Origin of the sequence: Faecalispora sporosphaeroides DSM 1294, assembly GCA_000383295.1 — a bacterium.
GTDB classification, from domain to species: Bacteria; Bacillota; Clostridia; order Oscillospirales; family Acutalibacteraceae; genus Faecalispora; species Faecalispora sporosphaeroides.
Genome location: KB911069.1, coordinates 1 through 24365 on the forward strand (window position 1 = coordinate 1; position 24365 = coordinate 24365).

Below are 24365 nucleotides of genomic sequence, written 5' to 3' on the forward strand. Positions count from 1 at the left end.
AATGTGAATTTTTAGCCATGGTTATCTCCGTTTCTGTGCTGCCGCCATCGGAGAAGACGAAGGGGCTCCGCCCCTTAAACCCCGAGGTTTATCGCTTTTGTTTCCAGAAAGGCAGCAAAAAAGCAGCACCTGTTGAAGATGCTGCCTTCCCGCAAACCCTATGCGCCGCTCAGGTCGCTCCTCAGCGTTGCCCTATCCTGCGCATAGGTAAAGTATTATTATTGTAAGTTACCGTTGGGTGTGAGTCAAGAGCTGCTGCAATGTTTGTAAGAGTTACTTCCGGGTGCTTTTTTGCAAGAGTAACTTCAGCCCGACTGCCCATCCAACCGGAATTTAGTTTTTCTATTGAGGTATGTGAAATTAATTTCTCCCTTTTGAAAGAATGCTTTATCAATAAAATGAAAGATTTAATCTGTGTAATTTCATAAACGGGCAATCTTATTCGATGAGAAATCTGTCGGAACACCCATATTGCATGCCGAAGAGCAGCGGCACCGTTTTTTTGGCAGTCCTTTGCCGTATGAATCCCCTGCCACTTTAAAAATGGCAGGTTTCCTCTGCGGTTTGGGGCGGGGGAGGGACGCTGTATTCGCATGTCCGTTTAAAAAAGAAACTGCCCATTGAGACATTGCACACGGAAAATACGATTCATCATAGGACTAACGATAAGAAATAACGATAAAAGCAGACGAAATATTTCGGGCGGAAGAAAAAAGCGGCATTCAGGAGCAGTGCTCGCCGGAGTTTTAAATTTTTTTTTGCTTTTATCCCCTTTGAAATTTCAATTGATGTGCAGCAAGTTTAGAATGTTTTTACTTTGTAGAATATATTCAGTGATATTGCAAAAATAATGCAGCACTGCGCGATTCTGTTGATTAACATTTTAAAATCGAGGTATGTAAGGGGGGGACGAATCTGTTCAGACAATATGGTCTGGAAGAGGATCAAAAATGCGAAATGATGTGTTATATGCTTTAGTAAGTTAACTTGATAATATAGTAGGGCAATAGATTTATTCGGAACTCAGACGAAAATGATGATTTGCTCATCATGAGAAAATCAATGGATACCATTGTTTTTTTTGTGAGAAAATTTACTGCTCATAAAAAAAAATAGTATTTTTGGTATTTCAGAATACCAAAACAGCCCAATTTTTTTTCCCCTGCGTTTTGATGGGAAAATCAACAGTGTGAATATGAAATGAATAATAATACATATCGCTTACTGAAAGATGGGGCGATATTTGATTTTTTGATAATTTTTTTGTAATAAATTGTTGCTTGTCCCAAAGAAAATTTATAAAATATTCAATAATTTATTCGTTTTTCACACGTTTTTTAGACGTTTCTTTGACAGATGACAATTATAATTAAAGAACAGTTAAAAGAAGATTCTATAAATATTATCTCTTTCCAAAGTATCATAAGTCATCCGTTTTCTTTTGATTTAGCATGCTGATGGATTAACTGAATGCTCTTCCCACAGGGTAACCTGCGGCCGCTCGTTCTCTTTTGAGAATGCCCGGCCAACCGATTGTATCCCATCCAGTCTTATTGGGACTGAGAATGATAAAAAGGAGAAAGAAATATGAGGCTGACACAAGAACAGCAGGATATGCTGGACGGTAAATACGGCAAAGGAACCGCATACGCAATGAAAATACAGGTTGCGATCGGCGAATCCTTTGGCGCGGAACGGATGGTGCCCATCACAAGGGCGCACGTTGCGCTGAGCAATCAGGAGGCAGACCTTTGGTTTGCGGAAAAGCTGCTGAACGCGGGCGCAAGATGCAGGGTAGCGCCCACGGTGAACCCCGGATTTTGTCTTTCGTTTTTCCAAAGCCGCGACATGGTTTCCCCCGAGTACGCGGATTTGATGCAGAGAACCCACAACGCTTACAAGGGCCTCGGTGCGGTACTTAGCTATAACTGTACGCCTTACATTGATACGAACGTTCCGAATTACGGGGAGATTATCGCGTTCTCAGAGTCCAGCGCGACACCCTACGTCAATTCCGTGTGGGGAGCGAGAACGAACCGCGAAGGCGCAAACAGCGCCCTGTGCGCCGCGGTTACCGGCTTTGTGCCGGAGTACGGCCTTCTGCTGGATGAAAACAGAAAGGGCAATATTCTTGTCGAAGTTCAGGCAGAGATGAAAAATGACTACGATTACCACATGCTTGGCATGATGGGAAAGAAAATCGGCAACGGAATCCCGGTATTCACGGGCCTGCCGAAGCACATCAGCAAAGAGGCGCTGAGAAACCTCGGCGCAGAGCTGAACACCTCCGGTGCTTACGGCATGTATCATATCGTCGGCTTCACGCCCGAGGCCCCCACGCTCGAAGCGGCATTCGGCGGCAAAGAGCCGGAGCGCAAAGTGGTCATCACCAACGAGGATTTGCAGGAGGAGCTCAAGAAGATTTCCCTCGAGGGCAACCGTCAAATCGATTTTGCCATGTTCGGGTGCCCGCACTTTACATTGGAAGAGGTAAAGCACATCGCGGAGCGCATTGAGGGCAAGAAGCTCCGGAAAGAAATGTGGATTCTGACCTCGAGCCATGTCAAAGAGATGGCGGTGCGCATGGGTCTGGACGAGATCATCACACAGGCCGGCGGCTTCATTGTTCCCGATACCTGCCCCGACCAGCCCTGCTGGGGCCATCTGAACGGCAAGGTCGGCATCACGGAATCCCCCAAATGCGCGTACTATCCGCAGCGCAGAGGAATCCATTTCGTCATCAGAGATCTGGATACCTGCATCGAGGCGGCATTAACAGGTGAGGTGAAATAAAATGGAGAAAAAGGTATTTCAGTGTCATAAAATTTCGGAAGGTGTTGTAGAGGGAGAAGCGGTCGTGTCGAAGGATGACATCATGTTTTACCTGATCGACCCCAAAACAGGCACCGTTATTGAGCCCGGTCACGATTTGGAAGGCAAGAGCATCGCCAGAAAAATTTTGATTTTCCCGAGCGGCAAGGGCAGCTCCGTGGTACAGGCCGACGGCATCTACCAGCTCAATACAAAGGGAAACGCGCCGAAAGCGATGATCATCCAGCATCCGGAAACCGTTCTGGTATCCAGCGCGATCATCATGGAGGTTCCGATGGTCGATAAGGTAGACCCGGCGTTCTACGATGTGGTGAAGGACGGAGATATTATTCGCGTGGATGCCGACCACTCCGTCGTAGAGATTTTATCGGAATAAAGCGCGCAGGCAACCCCCCGCCACCGTATGAAGGAGGAAAATGAAAATGAATCGTCCGCTGTTTTGGTTTATCGATGAGGAGTGGAAGGACTATGAGATAGAAGGAAACGTCCTGCGGCAGCAGTACCCCGATTGTGAGCTGCGGTTTTCCAGCTATGATTATGAAAAAGATCTGGAGGAATTCGGCTGCCGCGCGGATGCCATCATCGCGCAGGTTTACGCGCAGATTCCCGCTTCTGTGATCCAGCGGCTGCAAAACTGCAAGGGAATCGCCGTGCTCGGCGGCGGGTATGACCGCATCGACACAGCGGCGGCCCGCGCAAAGGGAATCGGCGTCACAAACGTGCAGGGCTACTGTGCGGAGGATTTGGCCGACTACGTGCTCGCAGCTATTTTCCATTTCTATAAGAGTTTGACCTTTTACCACGACAACTTGAAGAATGGGGAATGGGGGGCGCAGGCCGCGGCCCGGGTTCCCCGCCGGATTTCTCACTCCACCCTGTTTGTGATCGGGTGCGGAAGAATCGGCAGCACGGTGGCAAAGCGCTGCCGGAGCCTTGGCATGAGAGTGATCGCCTATGATCCGAGCCGGAGCGACGAAGCGCTCCGGAAGCTGGATATCGAGCCGGTCACCATGGAAGAGGGCCTGCGACAGGCGGATTATGTCAGCCTCAATGTGAAGCTGGACGAAAACACAACCGGCCTGATCGGCGAGCGGGAATTCTCGCTCATGAAGCCCACCGCCTATTTCATCAATACCGCCCGCGGGGCGATTGTGAAAGAGGAAGAGCTGATCCAGGCGCTGGAAAATCATGTGATTGCAGGGGCCGCGGTCGATGTGATCGCCCATGAACCGCCCAGAGAGCAGGAGCCGATCTTCAGCGCGCCGAATTGTATCGTCACGCCGCATATTTCGTATATTTCTCAGGAATCCTTTGAAGAACTGCGCAACCGGGCCGCGTGGAATGCCATTCGGATGCTGCGCGGCGAACACCCGGATGACCTGGTCAACTAAACCCGTCTGCTCGGCAGCGGCGTCCTGCTCCTGAAAACGACAGTCATTGAGAAAGGAACTTTGCCATGAGATTGCGTTGCCGCGATGTAGTGGAGGGAATGGACAGAGCCGAAAACAGGGCCTTGTTCAAAACAATGGGATATACGGATGAGGATTTGCAAAAGCCTCTCATCGGGGTCGCCAACACCTGGAGTACGGCCGTTCCCGGGCACTATAACCTGCGGCAGGTGGCGGACGCCGTTAAAGACGGCATCCGCATTGCCGGAGGAACGCCTGTGGAGTTTGGTTTGATCGGCGCCTGCGACGGGATTGCCGAGGGACATATTGGCACCAGGTACATCCTGCCCACCAGAGAATTGATTGCCGACAGCGTGGAGGCAATGTCGCAGGCCAACCGATTTTCCGGAATGGTGCTGCTCGGTTCCTGCGATAAGATCATTCCCGGCCTGCTAATGGCAGCCGCCAGAATCGACCTTCCCGCACTGATTGTCAACGGAGGGCCCTCGCTGGGGGGCTGCGACTGGAACGGCAGAGCCGCGGACGCCACAAGCCTTGCGGTAGCGCTGGGCGCTTATCAGGCCGGAAAGATCACACAAGAGGAATTCGAGCGGCTGGAGGACAGAGTTATGCCTACCTGCGGCTCCTGTTCCATGCTGGGTACGGCAAACACCATGAGCTGCGTTGCGGAGGCTCTGGGAATGATTCTGCCGGGTACGTCGACGATTCCCGCCGTTTATTCGGAGCGGCTGCAGGCGGCGCAGAAATCCGGCAAAGCTATAGTCGAGCTGGTTCGGCGGGGAATTGCCTCCAGACAGGTTATGACACAGGCCAGTCTGAGCAACGCGGTGCGCCTTAGTTCAGCGATCGGCGGTTCCACCAACGTTGCGCTGCATCTTCCCGCCGTCGCCTACGAGCTGGAGCTGGAATTCGACATGAAAGAGTTTGACGCTCTGTGCAGAAGCACTCCGCTGCTGGTGAAGCTCAATCCCGCGTCCCCCTATAACATGGTCGATTTTCACCTTGCCGGGGGCGTCCCTGCCGTATTACAGGAGCTGAAGCCTCTTCTGGACTTGAATGTGATGACCTCCGCTGCCCGATCGTTAGCCGATGTTTTGAACGCGTTGCCCTCTTTCGCGCAAACCGATCAGGCCATCATAAAGAGTCTGGAAACACCGTATGCGGGTTCCGGTGGTTTGGCCGTTTTATGGGGAAATCTCGCGCCGGATTCGGCCGTTACAAAACCCGCGGCGATTGCCCCGGATATGCAGGTGTTTCGGGGAAAGGCCCGCTGCTTCGATTCGGAGGCGGACGCTCTGAAAGCGGCTCAGGAAAACCAAATTCAACCCGGCGACGTGATTGTGGTGCGGTATGAGGGGCCCGTCGGAGGGCCCGGTATGCCCGAGCTGTATCTGCTGATGAAGCGGATCGACGGTTTGGGGCTGGCAAAACAAGTCGCGCTGATCACGGACGGCCGTTTTTCCGGCACAAACAGCGGGTGCTTTGTAGGGCATATCTGTCCGGAGGCCGCTGTCGGCGGCCCAATCGCTTTGCTGCGGGACGGAGATTCCGTTGTGATCGATATCCCGCGGCGTTCGATTCATGTGGATCTCAGCGATGAGGAATTGGCGGCCAGAAGAGAAACGTTCCAAAAAGAGGCGCCCTGCCGCATCAAAAGCGGGTATTTGAATAGATACCGAAAACTGGTGGAACCCGCGTGGAAAGGCGCCGTGATCAAACATAGGGATCTGTAAACAGGGGCGAGTCAAAGGCTGAAATGCCGGTGATAGCCAATGAAACAGATCGCAAATTCTGTTTGTCCCATGGCGGCACAGGGGATCAAACAGTCATCTCAAAACACGCGAGGATGGAGCAGAAGATCGAAACTCGCGTGACGAGAGGAGGGGAAATTGCCCGGGTTGACGTAAATCAACCGAAGGGCGAAATGCTTTCAAAAGGGAATCGCGTTGTTTTTCCGGCAGTTCAGTGTGGTGCGTGGTAAATCAGCCGGGGAGCATTCCAACGGTAAAAGCAGAAAAGTTGTAAAGAAAAAAGGAGGGTACTTAATGATCGCATTATTGACTAACCCGATTATGGTAGCGGTTATTGTCATGCTGGTTTTGTGTTTTGTCAAAGTCAACGTTGTTTTTTCACTCATTATTTCTTCCCTGATCGGCGGGCTTTTGTCCGGAATGAGCGTTTCCGATACGATGGGCCTGTTTACGGAAGGTATGGCGGGCAACGGTGAAGCGGCGCTCAGCTATGTGCTGCTGGGAGCCGTTGCCGTAACGATTGAGCGGTGCGGCCTCACGACAAAGCTGTCCGGGAAGATGGGGGGCATCATCAAAGGCAGTAAAATGAAGCTGCTGGCGATTTTGATCTTCATGTCTTTCCTCTCACAGACCTTTATTCCGATCCATATAGCGTTTATGCCGATGATCATTCCCGCCATGCTGGTGCTGATGAACCAAATGAAGCTGGACAGACGCCTCGCTTCCTGTGCGCTGGCGTTTGGCCTCAAGGGAACCTGGGTCACGTTCCCGATCGGATTCGGTTTGATCTTCCACACCATCGTATCTCAGAACATGACAAAGTTCGGCATGCCGATTGCGGTAATGGATGTTTGGCACTACACCTGGTTCCTTGGCTTGAGCACGATTGTCGGCTTTATTGCGGCATATTTCCTCTACAGAAAGCCCAGAGAGTATGTGATGGAGGGCATCGGCGGTGTGCCGGAAGAAATCGTTGCTGAGGATGCCAACGCACCGGGCGAAAAGACCCTGATGAAAACGCAGTGGGCAACGATGATCAGCGTGATTTTGATTGTTGTGGTTCAGCTCGTTTTCGACTCCATGATCTTGGGTGCTCTGGCCGGTTTGCTGCTGTTTTTGCTGCTGGGCGTGGTAAAGATGAAGGATATGGGCGATGTGGTTAATCAGGGCATTGGCATCATGGGCTTTATGGCGTTTGTCATGCTCACGGCAGCCGGGTTCAGCAACGTGCTGAGCAGCAGCGGACAAATTGACGCTCTGGTTCAATCCACCATCAGCGTGGTTGGTACCAACAAGCTCGTCATCGCGATTGTTCTGATTCTCGTAGGCCTTGTACTTACCATCGGTACCGGCTCCTCGTTCGGCACGGTTCCGATTTTGGCGGCGCTGTATGTTCCGTTCGCGCAGGTGATCGGCTTCAGCGTCGGCGCAACTGTCATCCTGATCGTCGGCGCGGCGACGATGGGCGAGGCAGGTTCCCCTGCTTCCGACTCCACCCTGGGGCCGACGGCTGGTCTGAATGCCGACGGGCAGCACGACCATATTCAGGACAGCTGCATCCCGCAGATCATCACCCTTGTCTCGAGCGCTTTGGTCTTTGGCATTGTGGGAGCAATGATTTTCTAAGGAAAAACGGCTCGGGGCAGACTCATCCATTGCGGATGGGTCTGCCCCGAATACATACTTGAGCTTGCCGTGTGCGGGTCGCACCCGGGTTCGCTTTTTTCCTTCTCTAACTTTTGGGTTGCTCATCTCACGGTAAATGAAAAGGAAAGCCGGTTTCCCCAATCCCCGAATCAATTGCTTCGCCCGAGCAGCAGCTTTCGGGGAGGGGACACTCCGCCAGAGGCTGTTCCTTTTCAGCTTCCGCTCTCGTCATGCGCGATGGTTTGCCCCCCTACTGAATGACGACCTTCGTATCATTTTTGATGTTGTCATAGAACCATTTTGCGTTGTCCAGCGAGAGACGCACACATCCGTGGGAGGCGGGTTGTCCCAATTTTTCAGCTTCTCCCGCGATCATTTCCCTGTTTTCATCGAAAGGGGGACTGTGGAACAGATAGTTTCCGTAGAACTGCGTCCAGTAATAGGCGCCTTCCTTCAGGCTTTTGTTATAGAACGATTCACCGCGGTTCGTAACCGTATAGGTTCCGGTGGGCGTTTCATAGCCTTCCATTCCGGTGGAACAGGGAAAAACCTGAACGACGAGGTCTTTTGCGTCCACAACGGTAACTTTCTGATCTCGTATTGAAACATAGACGGTGAGCGGCTGGGCCGCCTTTGCGTAGGAAACCTGCGCGAAAGCGGGGAAGGTCTCCTGCTCCCTTGCCGCGTTTGAAGCATCGGGGAGATCCGCCGGTGTGATTTTTAGATAATTCTTATTGCACCAGCCGGTTCGGCCGTCCGGCGCTTTCACTTTTACCCAGTCGCCGTCGGCTCCCTCCAGAATGCTGAGTCTGGTTCCTTTTGAAACGGCAAACACAACGTTCTGATCCATTCCGGCGGAAAGCCGAATGTTCAGGCTGTCCAGCGCTTCCCCCTGGTACACCGGTTTTTCCGGCGGAGTTTCTCTGCGCGGGGCTTCCGAGTCCGCCGCCGGGGGCGGTTGGGAAGACGGGGAAGAGGAGGTTGGGGCAACGGCACTTGAATTCGGCTGCGGGGTGTGAAGCACGTCCACATTTTGCAGCGCGTATCCCGCAGTCAGGCAAGCGGCGGCAGCCAGCAGCAGCGCGATCCACTTTTTCGGTTTTCTATTTTGTCTTCTCATCATTCCCGGTTCCTTTAATCAAAATTTCGGCATCTGTCATAAATGCACCTATTTTGCATTTGAGCCCATTATAGTTGGATATGATTTTCTTGTCAAGCATAAGGAGCCCGAAACAGTTTCCCAGTGCGCGGGATCGTCCCCCTTGCGTCCTGTTCCCTGCGGGAGAGAAGGGGAAGATAAAGTCTGCGCAGACCATGGCGCTTGTGGCAGCCGGGACAGGCGAGTCCGGCTGGAACCCGTGCGGCAGAAAAATGCCGGGAGTCACTTCCTTTCGTGGCTCCCGGCTTTTATAGAAATCTGTATTTTTCAAACGGCCCCTTTTATACGGTGCCAACTTCAGAACAATCCTATTTTGAAGCGCACGGGGAATCGTGCGGCGCCGGCCCCAACGGCGGTTTGCTGCCGCTGATCGCCCTTTCGCGCCTCAAAGATGCGCTGCGGGAATCGCAGCTTGAAAAGCGGATGATTTTCAGGTGAATGGATTATAGGGCAAGCGTTTCGTTCATGCTGCCGGTGCGGTAGCCTGTTATATCGATCGAAACATAAACAAAGCCCAGGGCTTTGAACTGGTCGGAGATGGTGTGCCGAAGCTCGCGGTCGAGCAGCTTCGGGTACTGCTCCTCCTCCACCTCAATGCGGGCCAGATTGCCGTGGTGACGCACGCGTACCTGGCGGAATCCCAAGTCCAGCAGGATCTGTTCGGCCTTGTCAATCTGAGAGAGCTTCTCTTCCGTGATCCTTTCGCCGTAGGGAAAGCGGGAGGAAAGGCAGGCAAAGGAGGGCTTGCTCCAGGTGGGAAGACACAGCTCCTTCGACAAAGTGCGGATTTCCGCCTTGGAGAGATCACAGTACCGCAGGGGGCTTTTCACATTCTGCTCCGCCACGGCGATCAGCCCGGGGCGGTAATCGCCGTTGTCGTCCAGATTGGAGCCCTCCACAATTTCGTTCAGGCCCAGCCGGTTCGCCACCTCCCGAATTTTTTGGAACAGCTCGGTCTTGCACAGGTAGCACCGGTTCACCGGGTTTTCGGAAAACCCCGAAATGTGCAGTTCTTCCGAATCGACAAGGATGTGCTGAATCCCGTTTTGGTCGCAAAAGCGTTTGGCCTCGTTCAGCTCCCGCTGCGGAAAGCTGCAGGAGCGCGCCGTGACGGCCACGGCTTTCTCCCCCAGAGCCTTGTGCGCGGCGGCCAGCAGAAAGGTGGAATCCACGCCGCCGGAAAACGCCACGGCGACGCTTTCCAAAGAACGCAGGTACTGCTCCAGCTTTTCATATTTTGCATGCAGCTCGTCCATGTGTATTCCTCCCACTAATCGGCTTCATTGCGTTTGAGCGCGTCGTATACTTTTTGAATCGGCACCCCGTGCCGCTCCGCGGCGGCCTTGACATCCTCGAATTCACCGTATCTTTTGACAGTCCCGCCATAGGTCACTTTTTTCACCCGGATTTTCCCATAGGGAGTATCTGCGGTTTCATGAACTCTGTCCATCACGGTTCTCTGCACCGGAATTCTGCGGATGCCGATCGTCGAGGTTTCTTCAAATACAATCTGCTCCAACGCCTGCACCAGAGACGCTTCGCATAGGAAAGAGAGCGTGACGGCGGGGCGGCATTTTTTCATATAGATGGGGGTGAAGAATACGTCCAGCGCGCCGGCCTCCAGCAGGCGGCCCATCACGTAGCCGAGCACCTCCCCGGTGGTGTCGTCAATATTGGTTTCGGCCAGAATCACTCCGCTTTGGGGCTCCGGTTTCTCTTTGACCGAAATCGTCTCGCCCAGAATCAGCCGCAGGGTGTTGGGGATTTCCAGATCATACAGACCGGCGCCGTAGCCCACGGCGTGAACCTCCATTTCCGGCTGCGGGCCGTATTCCCCGGCCAGAGCAGCGAGGATTGCCGCGCCGGTGGGGGTGGCCAGCTCCTTTTTGATCCCGTTTGCATAAACCGGTATGCCGCCCTTTTGGATAATCTCCAGCGTAGCCGGAGCCGGCACGGGGATCAGGCCATGCTGGCAGCGCACAAAGCCGGAGCCGACCGGCAGGGGAGAGGCGACGATGCGGCCGGGATTCAGGCTGTCCACACAGATGGCGGTACCGACTATGTCGATAATAGAATCGATGGCACCCACCTCGTGAAAATGGACCTTCTCAATCGGCTTGCCGTGAACCTTCGCTTCCGCCTCCGCCACATAGGAGAATATTTTTTTGGAGAGCTGCTTGACCCGGTCAGACAGCTCGCTGCCGTCGATGATTTCGGTAATATCCTGCAAATTGCGGTGCGGCGCGTGCGTATGTCCGTGTATATGCTTGTGCCCGTGCTCATGTTCGTGCTCGTGCAGGTCGTGTTCATGGTGCTCATGATGATCATCATGAGTATGGTCATGGTGCGCTTCCCCGTGCCCAAGCAAAGAGTACACTTCCTCTGTGTGGGAGTGTTTGCCGTCGTGACTCAGGAGGTACTTATGTTTTTTCTTGTGCTTCTTCTTTTTTCTGCCATACTTATCCGGCAGCTTGTTTTTCCCACAGATACAGTAGGCACGGTGATGCTTACAGGTGCATCTGGGCAGAGCCTTCTGTTCTGCATCCGATTCCTGATCTGCTCCCGGCACATCTTCCTGGTGAGAGGAGGGGGCTTCCTCCGGAATGACGTCGAAATAAGTGCCTGTAATCCCGTTTTTCTGTTTTTTGTTAATTTCAATCCGGTAGCCGTCCACATGCAGCTTTTCAAGCTCGCGCAGCAGCAGCTCCTTATCCACGCCCAAATCCAGAAACGCGCCGATCGTCATGTTGCCGCTGATGCCCGAAAAGCAGTCCATATACAGAGTTTTCATTCCATTTGCCTCCGTTTCATCGATTCATTTATGCCTGCCGGATCCCCGGCAATATCGTCCATTCTTTTGAAAGCCGGATGGCTTTCAAAAGGCTGTTCCCGCAATGCGCCCTTCAGGTGCGAATTCACCGGGAGGGGCAGCAAACCGCCGGCGGCGGTTCCCCGCGCTCCAAAACGCTCTCGTTTAGAGGTTTGTTTGTACAGCGCTGATGTGAAAAGCGGATATAAGAAAAACCACGAAGGAACAAGCTGCATACGGCAGCTAGAACCTTCATGGTCAGATTCATCTTCCAATCCTTTTTTCGCCGTTTTCCGCATGCTTGGGGCGGCCGGAGAATTCGTTCCCCGTGGGATGATTTCCGGATGATCATTGCCGAAAGAAAAGGTGTTTTTTAGGAAGTGTCGTTTTGTGGGTGCGACCAGGCCTGTAAGCCGAGTTCTGTCGTGAACAGTCATCTATCTTGGCCGGGCGTTGCCGCCGCAGCTCAATGCCACCTGTTCGGGACGCGCCGGGCCGACGCATTTGTCCCATTCCGGTGTTGCTCCGAATAGGGTTTACATAGCCGCGCGGTCTCCCGCGCGCTGGTGGGCTCTTACCCCGCCTTTCCATCCTTACCCGCGCAAAGCGCAGGCGGTATCTCTCTGTTGCACTTTCCCTGGGGTCGCCCCCGGCGGCCGTTAGCCGTTATTCTTGCCCTGTGGAGCTCGGACTTTCCTCGGATAGGCCCTTTCGGGCGTTACCCGCGACTGTTCAGCCTGCTCGCATTGCTTATTTTAACGGTTTTTTATTTTGTTGTCAAGCTGTTGTCAGGCTGCAGTGCAATCTCATGCGCACATGGGGGATTTCGCCCTCCAAAAACTCGTCTGAAATCTGTCGGAACTCAGTGCTCTTCACAGAGCGGTTTTGTTCCGCCGCAAATACCAAGACTCGGAGCTTCAAAATCCGCACAGCCTTTCAATCGTCGGCTCACGATTCTTTTTAGGATCAGCTCCATGTTGTCCCATTCTTTTTCAAGTTGTGCGAAAAGCGAATTCTCCCCCGCCGGAGCGGGGGAGAAACAATTGTTTTTTTATGGCGCGCATCACACCAGATCGGCTGGCTTGTCAAAGTTGTGGTTCGTGATCAGCCTGTCTTTCATCTGCCACAGCCGCTGTGAAAGGTCAACATAATAGCGGTGCGGATTTTCAAAGCGGGTAACTTCCTCCCACAGCGTGTCTACCTGCGCGATGCAGTATTCACGGATCTCATGCAGATCGCGCGGCTGCATGATGCATTGCCCGGCCTTGAAGATCTGAGTCATCAGCGGTACCGCGCGAAAGTTCTCCACACGCTTGCGCTTCCAGATGTATTCGGGGTCGAAGATGACATAGGGCATTTTGTCGTCGATCAGCTCGTCGTGCAGCGTGATCACATCGGCAATCGCCTTGCCGCTGTGACGGTCGAACAGGCGCCACAGGCGCTTAAAGCCGGGCGTCGTGATTTTTGCCACGTTTTCGCTGATTTTGATTTTGGGCTCGATGCTGCCGTTTTCCCGTTCTACGGCAACCAGCTTGTACACCCCGCCGAACACCGGTTCCGAGGCCGAGGTGATCATGCGTTCGCCGACGCCGAAGCTGTCGACCTGCGCACCCTGTATCAGCATGTCGCGTATGATGTATTCATCCAGAGAATTGGAGGCGCAGATGCCGCAATCCTCGAACCCGGCGGCGTCCAGCATCTCGCGCGCCTTGCGGGAGAGGTATGTGATGTCGCCGCTGTCGATGCGGATTCCCGCGGGGCGAAAACCCTTCGGAACCAGCTCTTCGTTAAAGATGCGTATCGCGTTCGGAATGCCGGACTGCAATACATTATAAGTGTCTACCAGCAGAACACACTGGTTGGGGTATTCGCGGGCATACGCGCGGAACGCGTCGAGCTCGGTGTCGAACAGCTGCACCCAGCTGTGCGCCATGGTGCCCATTGCGGGGATGCCGAAATCGCGTTCGCAGATGGTGCAGGCGGTGCCGGCACAGCCGCCGATGTACGCCGCTCTGGCGCCGTACACCGCGCCGTCAAAGCCCTGCGCGCGGCGGGAGCCGAATTCCATCACGGAACGGCCGCTGGCGGCTCGCACAATCCGGTTCGCTTTCGTCGCGATCAGGGTCTGGTGGTTGACGCACAAAAGCACCATGGTTTCGATAAACTGCGCCTGAATCACAGGGCCGCGTACCGTGACAATGGGCTCGCCGGGGAAGATGGGGGTACCCTCCGGAACCGTCCACACATCGCACTCAAAATGAAAATCGGCCAGATAATCGATAAAGGTCTGGTTGAACTTTCCGGTGGAGCGCAGGTATTCCAGATCCTGCGGCGTGAAAGAGAGGTTCTGCAGATATTCCACAAGCTGCTGTACGCCAGCCATAATCGCAAAGCCGCCGCCATCCGGAATTTTTCTGAAAAACATATCAAAATAAACGATTTTGTCCTGAAAACCGTTGGTGAAATAGCCGTTGGCCATGGTTATTTCATAAAAATCGGTGAGCATTGTCAGATTCTTGCCAAATGGAGTTTGTGTTGTCTCCTCCAAATCCATACACCTCGTTAGTAGCAATGATTACAGCATAATCTCTTTGCGGTGTTTGTGCATATTATAAATCAGAAAGCAAAGAGGGAACGCTGCGCGGGATTCAAGCTTTTTGCCCGAAATCGGGGCAAGCCCCAAAAACATGCCGGACGCTTTGTTGAATAGTATTATAACAAGAAACCCTTTAAATAACAATGTTTTTTTGACATTCGACAAGGTTGGGGCCATTCCACGGGAAACCAGCAAATTAAACGGATTAATTCTTAAAATTTTGTATGATTTTTGTTGCGTTTTTCGATTTTATCTACTATAATGGAATGTATTCCGGATAGTGGTATTTTTATTTCTTATAATGATACTTTGCTTTCAAAAAAGCGACAGCAATTTTGTACCTTTTTTGTTGAAGAGGGGAAAACTGATTATTATTTTCTGGCCGGTAAAATACGGCCTGAGCAACGGGGAGATGAAAGAATGAGATTACGCAAGCAAGCCCTGGGTAATCGCAATTTGGTAGGTGCCCATGTGGAACTGGCCAGGAAGAACCTGGGCATGAAACAAAAGGAACTTTTGGCTCAGCTGCAGGTGAACGGAATTGACATGAATGCATCAGGCCTTTCTAAACTGGAGGGGCAGATCCGCTACGTAACGGATTTTGAACTGGTGGCTTTATCGAATATTCTGAACGTATCTGTTGACTGGCTGCTCGGTCGTGAAGACTGATTCCGGCGGCATCTTTGCAAGAGAATCGCATCCCGTATTTCTTCGCGGTGTTGCAGGAGTGTTTTTGTTAACCGTGGTGAAATTTGGGCAGTATGGATCGGCAGACAGTGGGTGTTCACTGTCTGCCGATCCTCTTTTGCGCGGCTTTTGCGAATATAATGGGTATGTATATGGTTTCTGAATCGCATTGTCAGGGAGGCCGACAGCAGATACAGACTTCCCGCGGGGCTGTTTCCCGTCACGCTCCCCGGCCCCGTACCCGCTCAAGCGTAAAGCCCGAAGATGCGTTGCTTATGTGCACGGCATGAGGAAAAGAGAACAGGAAAATCTGTTTTGCAGACTTCCCTGTGCATGATGAATCCCGAGAGGATCGGGCAGGGCAATTTTTACCCGCATGCCGCGAGCTCCTCCTTTTGCCTGCAACTCAGACAAACTTGTGGTTTTCCCGGCTTGCCCTTGTGACCCATAAATAGAAGCAGCCTCCTCGAAAGGAGACTGCTTCTATTTGGTTAGTGTGTATATAAGAAAACGAACTTCTACCAAACGGAAGGAGTTCGCTTTCTAAATATTATGGTGGACCCGAAGAGGATCGAACTCTCGACCTCCGCGTTGCGAACGCGGCGCTCTCCCAGCTGAGCTACGAGCCCATAGCATTGTAAAATCACGGCGAAAAACGCCGGCGAATTTCAACGCTGTTTATTATATCATGGGGTTTCTATTTTTTCAAGAAGATTTTTCAAAAAGTATGAATTATTTTTTTACCTTGGGTTCCGCCAACTCCGATATCCCTGTTTTGCAAAAACCGTTCATACAGCAAATTTCGCAGTGCGCTGCTCTCGCCTGGCATACGGCCCGGCCGTGCAGTACCAGCCGGTGACAGAAGTCGTTGGATTCCTCCGGCGGCAGCACCGCGCGCAGATCCTTTTCCACCTGCAGGGGAACCTTACTTTTCGTCAGGCCCAGCCGCCCCGCAATGCGGATGCAGTGCGTGTCGGTTACAACGGCGGGCTTATGATAAATATCCCCAACCACCAGATTTGCGGTTTTTCGCCCTACGCCCGGCAGCTTGGTCAGCTCCTCGACTGTGTCGGGGATCACACCGCCGTATTCCTCCGCAAGCTTTCGGCACATGGCAAGAATGTCGCGCGCCTTCGTTTTATACAGCCCGCAGGAACGGATCAGCTCCTCGATTTCCTCCACGTTGGCCTGTGTAAAAGCCTCCAGCGTGGGGAAACGGGCAAACAGGGCCGGCGTTACCAGATTCACCCGCGCGTCGGTACACTGGGCCGAAAGGCGGGTCGAGATCAGAAGCTGGAGCGGGTCGCGGTATTCCAGCGAACAGATGGCATCCGGATATTCTTTTTTCAGCGCTTCCACGGCCAGCTTGGCCAGCTGCTTTTTTGTCATTTTTGGCTCATCCTTTTTGCGGCATTTTCTTTCATTCTAATACAAAAATCGACAAAAGGAAAGATCATTTTATAGAAATGACCGGATTGCCTTTTGCCGAAATCGCGTGTATAATAAGCGGTAAGAAAACACGAGAGAGGGTTGCCAATGTTCAGTGAAATGATGGATACCATCGGATTTGTTTCCCGTTTCGACAGTGAGGTTGGGGCTGCTATGGAGCAGGAGCTGGGACGCCAGCAGAGAAATCTGGAACTGATTGCTTCTGAAAACATGGTTTCCCCCGCGGTTCTGGCCGCAATGGGGAGCATCCTGACCAATAAGTATGCCGAGGGTTACCCGGGCAAGCGCTACTACGGCGGGTGCCAGTATGTGGACGTTGCGGAAGAGATCGCGCGGGAGCGCGCGTGCCGCCTGTTTGGCGCGGAGCACGCGAATGTGCAGCCCCACTCCGGCGCGCAGGCGAACCTGGCGGTGTATTTTGCGCTGCTCCAGCCCGGCGACACCGTAATGGGTATGAATCTGGCCGAGGGCGGGCACCTGACGCACGGCTCTCCCGTGAATATGTCCGGCAGCTACTACCGTTTTGTTGCCTACGGCGTGGATGCCGAAACCCATCGCATTGATTATGACAAGCTGTACGAGCAGGCGATGGAAGTGAAGCCCAAAATGATCGTGGCGGGCGCTTCGGCGTATCCCCGCGCGCTCGATTTCAAACGCTTCCGCGAAATCTGCGACGCGTGCGGCGCTTACCTGATGGTCGATATGGCGCATATTGCCGGTCTGGTTGCGGCTGGGCTGCACGCAAGCCCGATCGAGTGGGCCGATGTTGTCACCACCACCACGCACAAAACCCTGCGCGGCCCGCGCGGCGGCATGATCCTGTGCAAAGAGAAATATGCCAAGGCGATCGACAAGGCGATCTTCCCGGGCACACAGGGCGGCCCCCTGATGCACATCATCGCGGCCAAGGCGGTTTGCCTTGGGGAAGCGCTTCAGCCCGAGTTCAAAGAGTACCAGCAGCAGATCATCGACAACGCGCAGGCGCTGGCCAACGGCCTGACAAAGCGGGGCTTAAGGCTGGTTTCCGGCGGAACGGACAACCACCTGATGCTGGTCGACCTGAGCGGCGAGGAGCTGACCGGCAAGGAGCTTGAGCACCGGTTGGACGAGGTGTACATCACCGCGAACAAGAATACGGTTCCGAACGAGCAGAGAAGTCCCTTTGTTACCAGCGGTCTGCGCCTTGGCACGCCTGCGGTGACCACCCGCGGCCTGAATACGCAGGATATGGATTTGGTTGCCGAGTGCATCGCAATGGCCGCGCAGAGCTTTGAGGGCAATCAGGACGCGATTCGCGCGAAGGTGGAGAGCATTTGCAGCCGTTACCCGCTGTATCGCTGATCCGGCCAGTTAACCCGATATTTGTCAGAAGCGGCGCAGCCCGAATGCTGCGCCGCTTTTTTGAAAGGATGGATTTCAATTGTCAGTGCCTTTGGCAGAGCGCCTGCGCCCGCAGACGCTCGATGAGGTGGTGGGGCAGCGCCACCTGCTGAACCCGGACAGAGCCCTGCGCCGCATCATCGATTCCGGCGAAATCCCGAATATGATCTTCTACGGGCCGTCCGGCGTGGGGAAAACCACCGTCGCTTCGATCATCGCCCGCAAAACGCAGCGCAAGCTGGTGAAGATGAACGGCACCACCGCATCCACGGCGGATATCCGCGCCGTGGTGGAGTCTCTCGGCACGCTGGAAACGCTCAACGGAGTGCTGCTGTATCTGGATGAAATTCAGTACTTCAATAAAAAGCAGCAGCAGACGCTGCTGGAATTCATTGAAAACGGACAGATCACGCTGATCGCCTCCACGACGGAAAATCCGTATTTTTATGTGTATAACGCGATTTTAAGCCGCAGCACCGTGTTTGAGTTCAAAGCAGTGGATACCGGGGACATTCTGCACGCGGTGGAGCGAGCGTTTGCTCTGCTGGAGCAGGAGCGCGGGGAGAAGATCACACGCGCCGACGGGGTAGACCTGCACATTGCCCAGTCGTGCGGGGGCGATGTGCGCAAGGCGATGAATGCGGTGGAGCTGTGCACGCTTTCGGCCAGGCGCGGGGCGGGCGGCCTTTTGGTGGAGCTGGAGGCCGCGAGCGAGCTGACGCAGAAAAGCGCCGTGCGCTATGATAAGGACGGCGACGAGCATTACGACCTGCTTTCGGCGTTTCAAAAATCCATGCGCGGCTCCGACCCCAACGCCGCGGTGCATTACCTGGCAAGGCTGCTCGAGGCCGGCGATCTGCCGTCCGTTTGCCGCAGGCTGCTGGTGTGCGCCAATGAGGACGTCGGCCTTGCCTGGCCGCAGATCATTCCCATTACAAAGGCCGCGGTGGACACCGCTCTGCAGGTGGGCCTGCCGGAAGCGCGGATTCCGCTTGCGAACGCGGTGATTCTGGTCTGTATGGCGCCGAAATCCAACTCCGCTTATTTGGCGGTAGATGCGGCGCTTGCCGATATTCGCGCGGGCAAATCCGGGCCGATTCCGCGCGGGCTGCAGAATAAGCACTTCGACGGGGCCGATCAGGCGAAGAAGGGGCAGTTTTATCTGTACCCCCACGATTACCCGGATCACTGGGTGGCGCAGCAGTATTTGCCCGATCTTTTGAGCGGGGCGCGGTACTACACCCCGGGCCTGAACAAAAACGAGCAGGCGTTTTTGCAGTACTGGAAAAAAATCGTGGAGGAAAAATAAAAATAAGCTCTTGTATCTTTGCACGCTCGGTGCTATGATATATATAATTTTGGACTCATGTTGGATCCATGGGGAGGGATACTGATTGGATAGTACGATTTTAACTACCTTGTCATACGGAATGTACGCCATTGGCGTAAAGGGTGAAAACGGGCCGTCGGCATGTATTGTGAATACGGTGATTCAGGTTACGAACACGAATCCTCCCGTTATTGCTGTCAGTATGCATCACGATAATTACAGCCACGAATGTATCCGGGAGACCGGAATTTTTTCTGTTTCCATTTTGTCGGAGGATACCCCCGGCACTGTCATCGGTGCGCTGGGCTTCAATTCCGGGAGAAATTCCAACAAGCTGAAAAACATCCGTCACCGCGTTTTGGCGGAGGGGGTTCCCGTCATTAAAGAAAACGCCTGCTGCTGGTTTTTGTGTAAGGTGGTCAGCCGGGTAGAAACCTCCACGCATACGGTGTTTCTGGCCGAGGTGATTGCCGGCAGCGACAAGGTGGTCGGCACGCCGATGACCTACGCGTATTACCATCGGGCGCTCAAGGGCTCCGCTCCCAAAAACGCGCCGACCTACCGTTCCATTGCGGAGAGCAACTCCGGTTCGGACGGCGGAAAGTTCATTTGCAAGGTTTGCGGTTATATTTACAACGATCCCGATGTTCCGTTTGAAGAATTGCCGGAGGATTGGCTTTGCCCCATTTGTGCGGCGCCAAAATCCGCATTTATCAGAAAATAGAAGACCAGATAAGCTCAATCCGATGTGCTTTGCACACCGGGTGGGCTTTTCTTTTGGCCTGCTTTCGGCATTTATTGCTGTTTGCGGCTGATTTGGTAGGCTTTTGACATCCCGTTTCATCAAAGGCCTACTTTTTTGGAGCCGTTTTTCAAAAGACCTTCTTTTGCAAAAAAGACATGAAAACAGGGATACCCCGCCGAAGACGGGGAAATACGCGGCTCTTTCTGCAGAGGAATAACGATATTCAGATAAAAGAAAAGGATGATTCAAGCTATGTCAAAACACATCATTCAAACCCATGAAAAGCCGCCGCTGAGGCAGGCGATCCCGCTGAGCGTACAGCACATGTTCGCAATGTTCGGCGCGTCTGTGCTGGTTCCCACGCTGTTTGGGATCAACCCCGCGGTCGTTCTTTTGATGAACGGCGTCGGCACACTGTTTTTCTTTTGGATTACACAAGGAAAATGCCCGGCGTACCTCGGTTCCAGCTTTGCGTTCATCGGCCCGGCCCTCATCGTCATCAACCGGTATAAGGACGCGCCCGGCGGCGGGTTTGCCTATGCGCAGGGCGGCTTTGTTGCGGTTGGCTGCCTGGTGGTGGTTTTGGCACTGGTCATCAAGCGGTTCGGCTCCGACTGGATCGACAAGCTTCTTCCTCCGGCCGCGATGGGCCCGGTCGTCGCGCTGATCGGTCTGGAGCTTTCCGGCACGGCGGCATCCACCGCCGGAATTCTGACGCAGACCAGCTATGTGCCGGTCGAGGGCTCCGCGGGATTGTTTCAGCAGGTGGTTACAGCGGTAGACCCCAAAAACGCCATCGTTTTTCTCGTTACGCTGGGGATTGCGGTGTTCGGCTCCATCCTGTTCCGCAACTTCCTTTCTGTTATTCCCATTCTGATCGCCATCATCGGCGGGTATATTGCGGCTGCGGTTCTCGGTATTGTGAATTTTGAGCCGGTAGAGCAGGCCAGTCTGTTCTCTCTGCCGCATTTTCAGCTTGCGCAGTTCCGGCTGGACGCGGTCGTCACCATGCTGCCGGTTGCGCTGGTGCTGATCTCGGAGCATATCGGCCACCAGATCGTCACCGGCAAGGTGATTGAAAAGGATCTGCTCAAAGACCCGGGCCTGCACCGCTCGCTGATGGGCGACGGCTTTTCCACCATGGCCTCCGGCATGGTGGGCGCGGTGCCCACCACCACCTACGGCGAAAACATCGGCGTGATGGCGATGACCCGCGTATACAGCGTGTGGGTGATCGGCGGCGCGGCGGTGCTTTCGATTGTCAGCTCCTTTATCGGCAAATTCTCAGAGCTGATCGCGACGATCCCCGGCCCGGTCATCGGCGGTATTTCGTTTTTGCTGTACGGCATGATCGGCGCATCCGGTCTGCGCATCCTCGTGGATTCCCGCGTGGATTTCGGCAAGAACCGCAACATCATCATGACCTCGGTCATTTTTGTCACGGGTCTGTCCGGCGTATCGCTGCATTTGGGCAGCGTGGAGCTCAAGGGCATGGTGCTGGCCTGTGTGGTCGGCATGGCCATGGGGCTGATCTTCTACATTCTCGACCGCCTGCACCTGACCAACGACAGCGAGGAGGATGGCTCCGAAGCAGTGGCAGATTAAGGCTTTGAAGATTCTTGATAGAAAGAGTGAAGTCATTAAAATGAAAAAAATAATATGTTTTCATAATGCAGATGAGCCGAATGGTTATTTGAGTAATTGGTTTCTTTCAGATTTTGAAAAAGACGGCATGAAATTTTCATCAATGGAACAATATATGATGTACCAGAAAGCGATGCTCTTTCAAGACAGTGAAATCGCTTCGCAGATTTTAGGAACATCTGATGTAGGAAAAATCAAGGCATTAGGACGCTCTGTTCGCAATTATGAGGAAGCAGTCTGGAGCGGTGTCAGACAAATTGTCGTATACGAGGGATTGATCGAAAAATTTGCACAGAACAGTGAGCTGAGAGACTTGCTGCTTGCAACTCACCAACATATTCTCGCGGAATGCGCGGTGCAGGACAGAATTTGGGGAATCGGTCTATCTATGAAGGATGAAAAGCGGTTTCATATGAATGAATGGAATGGGCAGAATTTGTTGGGGTTCTCGTTGATGAAAGTCCGAGAAAGATTGTAATGGTAGAGCGGCTTTGGTTTGCCAAGGGGCTGCTTGTAAAAGCAAAAGTCGGCGTTTTTCAATTTACAAACAGCCCTAACCGACAGATTTTTCGGTGCAAGCGTTTTGAATATACAAAAGCAAACAGCCCCTTTTCTGACCGGATGGAACCGAATTGGAAAGGGGGCTGTTTTTCGTTTTTGGATTATCCCAGCTCGGCGGCAAACGCGTCCAGCGACGCTTCATCGTCGGGCTTCGGCGGCTGGTCAATCCGCTGCAGGGTCAGATTTTCCACATGACGCACGGTGTTGCCCGGCTCAATGTGATATAAGGGGCTCAGCGATTCCATTTCCAGAAAATCGCCGTTGGTATAGGATTCATACGACGCTCCAAAATCCGGGTAGGCGGCGTGAACATTGTGTACGTATCGTTTGATGAGGGCGACGTTCTTTCGGAGATATGCGGCCCAGCCCACCCGGTTGTTCATACCGATTTTAAAGGCGGAGGCGACGGAGGAATCGTGGCGCATGGTGATGAAGCGGTTGCCCCAGAATACGCGGGGGTCGCGCAGATCGGAATACGGCCACAGAATCAGCGAGCGATCCGGCTGCAAAGGGTCTTCGCCCTGATTTTGCGGGATGATCTCGAACCCGCCGGGGGCCATCATCGTAATGGCCCACAGCGCAAGGGTTTTCGGGTCTTTCGAGCAGTTTTTGGCGCTGTGCACCACCATGATGTCCGAGGTGTTCTCGTTCATCATCACCTCAAAGCCGATCTGTATGTCGTTGTGCTTCTGCCGTGCGGGCAAAAAGCTGACACCCTCCGAAAGAATGCCGTACACCACCGGCTCGTTGTCCGGGTAGTAGGTGTCGGGGGTGCTTTCGGGGCTGAGCCAAAGCCGGTGGCCGCCGTAATTGTAAAAAACGGAGCCTTCCCCGTACAGCTGGTCGAATTCCTCCCCGAACGCGCGGTACTTGCGGTCCTGATCGGTGAAGAGCATGTTTTCTCCGTTGACCAGAGAAAAGTGAATGATCCGGGGGCCCACATCAATCGTCACCATTACTTCGATGATGCCGTTGCTGATATGTACGCACCGGCCGTAGTTCAGGTATTCCGTTTCCTTGATTTGAATTGCCAAAAAAATCCTTCCTTTCCCAATATGCGCAGGTCATTTCCAGCCCGCAGGGGCCCTTTTCCGGGGTGCAGAGGGAATAAAGATCCGTTGTGCTGCATTCTGTTTCAAACATCGCCCTGGCGCCGCCGCCAAGCCGGGTAAAATCGCCGGCGTTTGTCACAATCGGCAGGCTGGCCGTGTGCCTCATCACACGCAGCATTTCCCGCCCGGTTTCATTAAAAGCCAATACTCTAAGGTACGCAGGGGTTTCCGGAAGCTCCCGCTGATTCAGGCCTAAAAAAGCGGATAACAGGATTCTGCGGATTCGTGCATGGGAATATCGCTTGGATTTGATCGAAATGAGGAGCTGCTCCAGAGAAGCGGAGGTGCGGATGCTGCTGTAAATGCGGTTTTCCAGCCCCTCGCTGATGTCCGGCAGCAGGGAGAGCTCTTCTCGGCTCATGGAGCGGAGCCGCGCCAGAAGGGCGGTTTCGAGGGCGGAGAGGGACGCGGGCGCGCGCCCGGCCAAAAGCTCCCGCTGAAAAATGGGGTAGACCTCTTCCGGAACATAAGAAGCAAAGGATTCGTTTTGCAGCAGGCGCTGCCGAATCTGCGAAGCGGAGGCAATCTGGGTTTGGGGGGCGAAAGACTGCGCGTCGTGCGGAGCGCCGATGCGCTTTACCGTTTGCGGGCGCATGGAGGAATGGGTGCGAAGCAGCGCCTTGCAGTATTCAATGCCTAAAATATTGTTGGGCTCTTGCAGAAGAGCCGCCGGGTCGCCGAGAAGCTCCCGCGCCGCGGCCTGCCGCGCTGCCGCGAACGGTACGCCAAAGGCAAGGCGGTTTTTCACGGCTGCCTGAAATGCGGGGCTGAGCAGCGTTTCGGCAATGAAAAACAGTGCCTTTACATCGCCGCTTTCGCTGCCGAAGACGAGGCGGTCGACACAGCCCAGCGCGTTCAGTACCGAAACGGCACCAAAGGCGAACCGTTCGGCGCCGGCCACGGAAAAGCTGACCGGCAGCTCCAGCACCAAATCGGCGCCGCAGCGCAGGGCCGCCAGCGCGCGCGGCCATTTGTAAAAGACGGCGGGTTCGCCCCGCTGCACGAAATTTCCGCTCATAACAATGGCCAGCCCGCCGGGAGAGGACTGCTTTGCCTGCCGGATCAGATAACGGTGCCCCAGGTGCAGGGGATTAAATTCGGCAACTATGCCGGAAATCAAGGGTTTCTCTGTCATTGGGTAAAAAACTCCTTGAAATATTTGTGAAAATGTACTATGATAGTGTACGGTTCTATAGTACAGTATTGTAAACACACTTTCAAGCTGTTTTTTTACAATATTTAGAAAGTTTAGGA

Annotated in this window: 22 protein-coding genes, 1 tRNA gene and 1 other RNA gene; 14 read left to right on the plus strand and 10 right to left on the minus strand. The window is 53.7% G+C overall.

The window, feature by feature from the left end; translation table 11 throughout:
• From G340_RS18220 to G340_RS0108040, 7 genes are all read left to right on the plus strand, one after another.
• Positions 1-227, plus strand: a 227-nt coding sequence (locus G340_RS18220; RefSeq protein WP_033402231.1) for a hypothetical protein, incomplete at its 5' end; no start/stop codon positions are given.
• A gap of 1360 nt (positions 228-1587) precedes the next feature.
• On the plus strand, positions 1588-2793 hold the full coding sequence (locus G340_RS0108020) for an aconitase X catalytic domain-containing protein (RefSeq protein WP_020073133.1): 1206 nt from the start codon (positions 1588-1590) through the stop codon (positions 2791-2793).
• 1 nt (position 2794) lies between these two features.
• A complete protein-coding gene (locus G340_RS0108025; RefSeq protein ID WP_020073134.1) occupies positions 2795-3208 on the plus strand; it encodes an aconitase X swivel domain-containing protein in 414 nt (137 codons plus the stop codon).
• Between the two features lie 46 nt (positions 3209-3254).
• On the plus strand, positions 3255-4223 hold the full coding sequence (locus G340_RS0108030; protein ID WP_020073135.1) for a C-terminal binding protein: 969 nt from the start codon (positions 3255-3257) through the stop codon (positions 4221-4223).
• A gap of 71 nt (positions 4224-4294) precedes the next feature.
• Entirely contained in the window at positions 4295-5974 is a 1680-nt protein-coding gene (gene ilvD / locus G340_RS0108035; RefSeq protein ID WP_027103918.1) for a dihydroxy-acid dehydratase, read from the plus strand.
• A 113-nt stretch (positions 5975-6087) separates the two neighbouring features.
• The gene (locus tag G340_RS18455; RefSeq protein WP_326522355.1) at positions 6088-6222 is read left to right on the plus strand and encodes a hypothetical protein; all 135 of its coding nucleotides are present in this window, start codon (positions 6088-6090) and stop codon (positions 6220-6222) included.
• A 64-nt stretch (positions 6223-6286) separates the two neighbouring features.
• Positions 6287-7618, plus strand: coding sequence for a Na+/H+ antiporter NhaC family protein (locus tag G340_RS0108040; protein WP_020073137.1), 1332 nt, complete (start codon positions 6287-6289; stop codon positions 7616-7618).
• Positions 7619-7889: 271 nt separating this feature from the next.
• On the opposite strand, the gene G340_RS17245 is transcribed toward G340_RS0108040, so the two are convergent.
• A complete protein-coding gene (locus tag G340_RS17245; protein WP_020073139.1) occupies positions 7890-8759 on the minus strand; it encodes a L,D-transpeptidase family protein in 870 nt (289 codons plus the stop codon).
• A gap of 327 nt (positions 8760-9086) precedes the next feature.
• Here G340_RS17245 and G340_RS0108060 point away from each other — a divergent pair, with 327 nt between their 5' ends.
• Positions 9087-9236: a hypothetical protein gene (locus G340_RS0108060; protein WP_177309659.1), complete on the plus strand. Its 150-nt coding sequence runs from the start codon at positions 9087-9089 to the stop codon at positions 9234-9236.
• A 5-nt stretch (positions 9237-9241) separates the two neighbouring features.
• On the opposite strand, the gene larE is transcribed toward G340_RS0108060, so the two are convergent.
• The 5 genes from larE to G340_RS0108080 form a co-directional block, all read right to left on the minus strand.
• Entirely contained in the window at positions 9242-10054 is an 813-nt protein-coding gene (larE, locus tag G340_RS0108065) for an ATP-dependent sacrificial sulfur transferase LarE (RefSeq protein ID WP_020073142.1), read from the minus strand.
• Positions 10055-10068: 14 nt separating this feature from the next.
• Positions 10069-11589 carry a nickel pincer cofactor biosynthesis protein LarC gene (gene larC, locus G340_RS0108070; protein WP_020073143.1) on the minus strand — a complete coding sequence of 507 codons (1521 nt, stop codon included), beginning with the start codon at positions 11587-11589 and terminating at the stop codon, positions 10069-10071.
• The gene (locus G340_RS0108075) at positions 11586-11882 is read right to left on the minus strand and encodes a hypothetical protein (RefSeq protein WP_154653145.1); all 297 of its coding nucleotides are present in this window, start codon (positions 11880-11882) and stop codon (positions 11586-11588) included. The genes larC and G340_RS0108075 overlap by 4 nt, the downstream gene beginning before the upstream one ends.
• A gap of 118 nt (positions 11883-12000) precedes the next feature.
• Positions 12001-12351, minus strand: an RNA gene (rnpB, locus tag G340_RS17255) — RNase P RNA component class A.
• Between the two features lie 319 nt (positions 12352-12670).
• On the minus strand, positions 12671-14161 hold the full coding sequence (locus G340_RS0108080) for a nicotinate phosphoribosyltransferase (protein WP_051092149.1): 1491 nt from the start codon (positions 14159-14161) through the stop codon (positions 12671-12673).
• Positions 14162-14437: 276 nt separating this feature from the next.
• Here G340_RS0108080 and G340_RS18460 point away from each other — a divergent pair, with 276 nt between their 5' ends.
• Entirely contained in the window at positions 14438-14872 is a 435-nt protein-coding gene (locus G340_RS18460) for a helix-turn-helix domain-containing protein (protein WP_326522356.1), read from the plus strand.
• A gap of 571 nt (positions 14873-15443) precedes the next feature.
• Here the strand turns inward: G340_RS18460 and G340_RS0108105 are convergent.
• Together G340_RS0108105 and nth are read right to left on the minus strand one after the other, a co-directional pair.
• A tRNA-Ala gene (locus G340_RS0108105) sits at positions 15444-15519 on the minus strand.
• Between the two features lie 103 nt (positions 15520-15622).
• Positions 15623-16279, minus strand: a complete 657-nt coding sequence (nth, locus tag G340_RS0108110) for an endonuclease III (RefSeq protein WP_020073150.1) — start codon at positions 16277-16279, stop codon at positions 15623-15625.
• Positions 16280-16426: 147 nt separating this feature from the next.
• On the opposite strand from nth, the gene G340_RS0108115 reads away from it, so the two are divergent.
• The 5 genes from G340_RS0108115 to G340_RS0108135 all read left to right on the plus strand — a co-directional run bounded on the left by G340_RS0108115 (position 16427) and on the right by G340_RS0108135 (position 21916).
• Positions 16427-17680, plus strand: coding sequence for a serine hydroxymethyltransferase (locus tag G340_RS0108115; protein ID WP_027103920.1), 1254 nt, complete (start codon positions 16427-16429; stop codon positions 17678-17680).
• Positions 17681-17759: 79 nt separating this feature from the next.
• Entirely contained in the window at positions 17760-19028 is a 1269-nt protein-coding gene (locus tag G340_RS0108120; RefSeq protein ID WP_020073153.1) for a replication-associated recombination protein A, read from the plus strand.
• Between the two features lie 85 nt (positions 19029-19113).
• Entirely contained in the window at positions 19114-19773 is a 660-nt protein-coding gene (locus tag G340_RS0108125; RefSeq protein WP_027103921.1) for a flavin reductase, read from the plus strand.
• A gap of 273 nt (positions 19774-20046) precedes the next feature.
• Complete coding sequence (gene uraA / locus G340_RS0108130; RefSeq protein ID WP_020073155.1) at positions 20047-21399, plus strand: uracil permease; 1353 nt, start codon at positions 20047-20049, stop codon at positions 21397-21399.
• Entirely contained in the window at positions 21374-21916 is a 543-nt protein-coding gene (locus G340_RS0108135; protein WP_020073156.1) for an NADAR family protein, read from the plus strand. Before uraA ends, G340_RS0108135 begins: the two co-directional genes overlap by 26 nt.
• Before the next feature lie 184 nt (positions 21917-22100).
• On the opposite strand, the gene G340_RS16620 is transcribed toward G340_RS0108135, so the two are convergent.
• Together G340_RS16620 and G340_RS0108145 are read right to left on the minus strand one after the other, a co-directional pair.
• On the minus strand, positions 22101-23033 hold the full coding sequence (locus G340_RS16620) for a hypothetical protein (RefSeq protein ID WP_020073157.1): 933 nt from the start codon (positions 23031-23033) through the stop codon (positions 22101-22103).
• Positions 22942-24246, minus strand: coding sequence for a nucleotidyltransferase (locus G340_RS0108145; protein WP_020073158.1), 1305 nt, complete (start codon positions 24244-24246; stop codon positions 22942-22944). The genes G340_RS16620 and G340_RS0108145 overlap by 92 nt, the downstream gene beginning before the upstream one ends.
• Positions 24247-24365 lie beyond the last annotated feature (119 nt).